Source organism: Psychrobacter sp. T6-1 (assembly GCF_052258445.1).
Genome location: NZ_JBQQFC010000198.1, coordinates 1 through 4570 on the forward strand (window position 1 = coordinate 1; position 4570 = coordinate 4570).

Consider the following 4570-nt stretch of genomic DNA (forward strand, 5'->3'; position numbering starts at 1 on the left):
TAGGTGCTGAGGCAGGTATCAACGATGATGATCGCCTGCTAAGCGAGATGATTCCTAATGAAGTAGATCGCTTTTTACGCGATCGCGATTTGAACCAAGAGCTGTGCTACTTTTTGCACTGCGCCAGCAAAGCCTGCCGCCAAGGGGTACATCGCACCCATATCATCTCTTATGCCAAAAACGGCGCTTTGTTAGAAGAGTTATTTACCCGTGACGGCTCAGGTACGCTTATCAGCCATGATCCTTACGAGGAGATTCGCCGTGCTACTATCGATGATGTCATCGGTCTCACTGAGCTACTAGCGCCACTTGAGGAACAAGGTATCTTGGTTAGCCGATCACGTGAGCGCTTAGAACAAGAGATCGACAACTACAGCGTGATCGAGCGTGACGGCATGGTTTTAGGTTGCGCCGCCCTTTACCCTTTAAGTAAAGACTCAGCCGAGGTTGCTTGCGTTGCGGTGCATTCTGAATACCGCAATGGGAGCCGCGGCGCTGATTTGCTGGCATTTTTGGAGCAGCAAGCGCGTAGTCATGGTCTCCATAAACTGTTTGTATTAACCACACGTACCGCGCACTGGTTTGTAGAGCAAGGCTTTGAAGAGGTTGATGCTGATGCCCTGCCCAAGGAACGCTTAGAGCAGTATCACAATGGTCGCAACTCAAAGGTATTCCAAAAAACGCTATAGGCTTATTTTAATAGCGCTTAGCTTAATAATACCTAGCAACAAAAAAGCCCTTCAAATATTGAAGGGCTTCTTGTTTATAAGGTGTTTATATTACTTAACATCTATGAGTTCAACGACAAAGATAAGGGTGCTGTTAGGCTCAATACCTGCGTTACCCGCTTCGCCATAAGCGATATCACCTGGGATATAAAACTCGTATTTACCGCCCTCTTTCATTAGTTGCAAGCCCTCAGTCCAGCCAGCGATCACTTGATTGAGTGGGAATTCAACAGATTCGCCGCGCTCATATGAGCTGTCAAATACCGTACCATCGATCAATTTGCCTTCGTAGTTTACTTCAACCACGTCTGTCGCTTTTGGCGATTGACCCGTTCCTGCCTCTAGCACTTTATATTGCAAACCACTATCCGTGGTCATCACGCCCTCTTTTGCAGCATTGGCTGTCAAAAAGGCTTCGCCTGCAGCTTTGTTTTCAACCGCTTGAGTTTGCATGTCTTGAACAAACTTCTCTTCTTGCTCTTTTTGATACGTCATGAGCACTTCTTGCATTTGCTCTTGGGTTAGAGCCGACTCTTTGCCGTCGTAACCATCACGAAAACCCATCTCAAAGGTATCTAGGTTTAGATCATCAACGGCTTCTTTGTTGCCTTCAGCCATCATAAATCCTAAGCTGTAGCCAACTTTTTCATTAGCCGTACTTTGCTCAGTGATAGCCACGCTTTGCGCCGCTGCTTCTTGATTACCGTTATTAGTGCTACAACCAACTAATACCATAGCGCTGGCAAGGGCACTGATGCTTAAGGTAGTGATTTTTTTCATAAATTGCTCTCAATTGGAAGAATAGTGGCAAGATGTCACAGTGACGATATCATAGCAAATCTTGGTTTTGTGAGCCATGTTTAGCGCAAAATTATCGGTGCAATGTACAGTCTATGTAAGTATTTACTATAAACATAACAACTTATCACACAAATATAGTGGCAGGTTAAGCTTTCTGTCTTTATATTCACGATTATATCAGCTAAGCTAATTTGGTTAAGAAGATAAGTAACTCTTGGTAACTTTTTATTAAACTACTGATAATATATGGTCTTTATTTTGAATGATATACCACCTATTTTTAGTGCCTTTAATAGTTAGTTAGCGACTTAATTATTCAACGAATAATGCCAATTAAAATACTATTTATTATAACTGTCCGTATGTGTTTTCATTATAAAAGTGATTGTTTTGAGTTTACATCCTTCAATATCATGACTTTTATTCTGCTACTCATATGTGAAGTTTAAAGGAGGACAGGATGAACCCAACGTTTACATCTTTTAATGGCTATCTTGGTGGACCTATCGGTTCTATCATCGGCGCTATTCTTATCTTTATCATTGGCTGGCTTGTTGCTTTAGGTATCGCAGCAGTAGTGCGCGGTGTGTTAGCAAAGGTCAATGTCAATCAACGTATGAACACCTCAACAGGTAAAACCTACGATATAGAAGGCATAGTCTCCAAGATTGTCTTTTGGTTTATCTTTATTATCGCGATATCAGCGGCATTAAATCAGTTAAACCTCAATTCAGTATCAGCACCGTTCGCTAATATGGTCGGTCAAGTGCTCTCGTTTATTCCAAACCTCATCGCTGCTATCGCCGTTGGTGTGATTGGTTGGGTCATTGCTACTGTAGTACGTACCGCTATCAATACTGGACTGTCTAAGACGTCAATGGATGAGCGTTTAAGTGCTCAAGCTGGCGTAAAACCTATGAGCAGCACGATTGCTGATATGGTTTATTGGTTCATCCTACTTATTGTTTTGACAATGGTTCTAGGTCAATTAGAGCTTGATGGTCTATTTGCACCGCTCACTAACATGGTCGATAAGATCTTTAGCTTTATCCCTAATATCTTAATTGCGGCGGTTGTCTTTGTTGTCGGTTACATCATCGCCAAAGTCGTACGCGGCATCGTCACTAACCTCGTCTCTACTTTTGATGTGCAAAAATTAGCCTCAAGAGCAGGTTTGAGCGAAGAGAACAGTCTGCCTAATATCGCAGGTTCTTTAGCCTTTTTAATCGTTATTATTCCAACGACAATTGCCGCTCTAAACGCGCTAAAAATTGACGTTATCGCTCGTCCAGCAACCAACATGCTGAACAAAATCATGGAAGCTTTGCCAAATATCTTTATGGCAGCGGCAATCTTGATTGTGACTTTCTATGTTATTCGCATGGTCGCTAACATCATCAAAGGTTTGATAGAAAACACGCAGATCAATCAATTGCCAGCCAAAGTCGGTCTACAAGAGACGATGGGCGACAAGCGAGTATCTGACGTCGTAGGCTATGCCATTATCTTCTTTGCCATGTTATTTGCGGCAGTTGCGGCAGCTGACTTATTAGGTTTTGAGCCTATCTCAGCGATCATCACGATGTTTATCGCATTTGGTGCGAACATCATCTTGGGCGCGATCATCCTATTCATCGGTTTTTGGCTTGCCAATATCATCGCTGGTGTCGTTGAGCGCTCTGAGCAAGGATCGCAGTTCTTAGCGAACATCGTACGCGTATTGATTATGGGCTTAGTATTAGCCATGGGTCTAAAAGCTATGGGTATTGCAGATTCTATCGTTAACCTAGCATTTGGTCTAACACTAGGCGCTGTTGCCGTAGCCTTTGCCCTTTCATTCGGTCTTGGTGGTCAAGAAGCCGCCGCTCGCTTCTTACGCAAGATGCAGGACAAGATGGACAAAGAAAGTGACAAAGCAAAAGCAAAATCTGCTGTGACGCCTAATAGCAGCACGCAGGACAAAGTTGCGGACGCGGTACGCGAAAACACGCCAAGCGCTGCTACTGCTGATGCTACCAATATTTCGGTAACTACGACTACGCCTACAACCACAAGTACTACTACGAACGACTTTAGTACAGATACTGTCGATACGAGTAAGCTTGGGTCTGAGTCTGTTGACACTACTGATGTTGAAAGCAAAACCCGCTCGAACTTGTTGTCTGATCAAGGTCTAAACAACGATCTAAATAATGACAACAAATAAGCTAGATTACTCTTAAGCACCAAAAAGACAGCCTAGGCTGTCTTTTTTTATGGCTACTGTTTGAGTTTAAACTTATAGGACTTAGCAAAGTTGAGACTGTCTAAGGCTTGTCTTTGCGCGCAGGAATTGACAAGTTTAATTGCATACTAGGCAGCTTTTTAAATTTCCCTTTTTCTATATCCTTGTGCTTTGGAGCGCTAGATACCTGTGCACTCTTAGCTCGGATTTCGCTAGTGACTTGAGGGTTACTTGTTTGCTGACTGTCCTCTTTTAGCCTAGAGGTTTGTGGTTTTAGCTGCTGAATTTGTTTGGTGAGTTGCCGCTCTTTTTGAGTCGTCGCATCAATGGGCTGAATCCATAGATCGATATCGATAAAGGTATCATCTTGATCTGTAATAAAGTCGATGCCCATTACGATTACATGATGCAGCTCTGCAAGCGGTAAGCGCGTTGCTACCTCCTGCGCGATATCGCTAAGCTTAGGCTGAATAACTGCCTTGCTTTGCTGAGCGCCCTTTACTTGACCGTAGAATACCAAAACATAATGTCGACCCAAGTGCTCATAAGAGTGCTGATGCACCACGTAGCCACTTTGCTGCAAAGCGTGTTCTTGTTTGGGGTGCTTATATATAGTACGAACGAGCTCATGACGAGAGAACAGTGACTCATCTAGTAGCTGCTTTTGCCACTGTATCGATCTTGGTTCCTTACGATAGCCTCTTTTATCCGCCTGCTGCTTGGTATCGACGGTCGTCATCATCTGTGCAATCAGCTGCGACCATAGAGTTGATGCCTGTTGCATATGACGCTGATACATAGGCGATGTTTTGCTTTT

At 43.5% G+C, this 4570-nt stretch carries 3 protein-coding genes and 1 pseudogene; 2 read left to right on the forward strand and 2 right to left on the reverse strand.

Going from position 1 to position 4570, the window contains the following annotated elements; translation table 11 throughout:
• On the forward strand, window positions 1-689 hold a 689-nt coding region (gene argA / locus ACTXGO_RS09970), incomplete at its 5' end, for an amino-acid N-acetyltransferase (protein WP_443574283.1).
• Between the two features lie 90 nt (window positions 690-779).
• Here argA and ACTXGO_RS09975 read toward each other — a convergent pair.
• Window positions 780-1508 carry an FKBP-type peptidyl-prolyl cis-trans isomerase gene (locus tag ACTXGO_RS09975; RefSeq protein ID WP_317200785.1) on the reverse strand — a complete coding sequence of 243 codons (729 nt, stop codon included), beginning with the start codon at window positions 1506-1508 and terminating at the stop codon, window positions 780-782.
• A 481-nt stretch (window positions 1509-1989) separates the two neighbouring features.
• Between ACTXGO_RS09975 and ACTXGO_RS09980 the strand changes: the two genes are divergently transcribed.
• Window positions 1990-3735 (forward strand): mechanosensitive ion channel, encoded by a 1746-nt coding sequence (locus ACTXGO_RS09980; RefSeq protein WP_443574285.1) that lies wholly within the window; start codon window positions 1990-1992, stop codon window positions 3733-3735.
• A 100-nt stretch (window positions 3736-3835) separates the two neighbouring features.
• Here ACTXGO_RS09980 and ACTXGO_RS09985 read toward each other — a convergent pair.
• Window positions 3836-4570: pseudogene (locus ACTXGO_RS09985) on the reverse strand (hypothetical protein); the annotation flags it as partial.